At 70.1% G+C, this 1177-nt stretch carries 2 protein-coding genes; both read right to left on the bottom strand.

The genetic code is table 11. The features are described 5' to 3' along the window. Nucleotides 1-803, bottom strand: an 803-nt coding sequence (locus tag ABD369_RS40650) for an IS3 family transposase (RefSeq protein ID WP_344641669.1), incomplete at its 3' end; no start/stop codon positions are given. Next, nucleotides 800-1126, bottom strand: coding sequence for a transposase (locus ABD369_RS40645; protein ID WP_344641668.1), 327 nt, complete (start codon nucleotides 1124-1126; stop codon nucleotides 800-802). The genes ABD369_RS40645 and ABD369_RS40650, both read right to left, overlap by 4 nt. Between the last annotated feature and the right edge of the window lie 51 nt (nucleotides 1127-1177).

Here is a 1177-nt window from a genome sequence, read left to right as displayed (position 1 = left end):
CGGGGGTTGTAGAACCCGTCGAGGTACTCGAAGAGCGCGAGGTTCGCCTCGGCGCGGGTGTCGAAGACGCGGCCGCGGATGCACTCGGTCTTGATCAGCATCCACAGGTTCTCGGCGAGGGCGTTGTCGTAGGAGTCCCCGATCGATCCCATGGATGCGTGGATTCCCGCTCGTAGGAGGCGAGTTGTGAGCTTGATGGACGTGTACTGACAGCCGTGGTCGGCGTGGTGCACGAGCTGGCCGGGAGCGACCTCACGGCTGGCCAGCGCGTACTCCAGCGAGGTGAGGACCAGGTCGGCGTCCGCGCGGGCGGAGGTCTCCCAGGCCACGACCCGCCGGGAGAAGGCGTCCCGGATCGCGGAGAGCCACAGCGGCCCCTCGGCGGTGGGGACCATGGTCAGGTCGGTGACCCACAGCCGGTTGGGCGCGGGTGCGGTGAAGTCGCGCCGCACCAGGTCCGGTGCCGACTCGGCGCCCGGGTCGCGACGGGTGAAGCCTTTGCCCGCCCGGCGTGGGCTGATCCCTTGCAGGTCGGCGTCGCGCATCAGGCGTTCGACGCGCTTGCGGCCGACATGGACACCCTCGCGCTTGAGGGTGGCGTGGACGCGCGGCGAGCCGTAGATCCCGCCGGAGTCGGTGTGGATCCGCGTGATCTCCTCGGTCAGCTCCGCATCGCGGCGGCGCCGTTCACACGGTTCCCGCTCGGCGCGGCGCCACCGGTAGTAGGTGGAGGAGGCGATGCCGAGTTCCCGGAGTACGCACTCGACCCCCAGGTGAGGGTGCTCGTCGAGGAGCGCCGTCACCTGGGCCGGGTCGGGTCGAGTTGCGCCGCGAAAAACGCCGACGCCGTCCGTAGTACCTCGTTCGCCCGCTTGAGCTGGGCGTTCTCTTTGCGCAGGGCGGCGAGTTCCTCGCGCTCGGCGGTGGTGAGTCGGTCGTCGCGTTCGCCGGCATCCGCCTCGGCCTGGCGGATCCAGTTGCGCAGGGCCTCGGGGTGGACACCGAGATCCTCGGCCATCCGGCGGATGACGGGCTTCGGGTCGGCGGCGCGGTACATCCGCACCGCACGCTCACGCAACTCCTGCGGGTACTTCTTCGGGGCGGCCATGGCCTCGGGTCCTCTCATGAGGCCCATCTGACCCGCTGTCACCATCCGCCGCATCTCGGGGGAAGCTCA

The organism is Kitasatospora cystarginea, from assembly GCF_039533515.1.
Classification (GTDB): domain Bacteria; phylum Actinomycetota; class Actinomycetes; order Streptomycetales; family Streptomycetaceae; genus Kitasatospora; species Kitasatospora cystarginea.
Note: the sequence above shows the minus strand (reverse complement) of the source record. Positions and strands in the feature narration are given on the sequence as shown.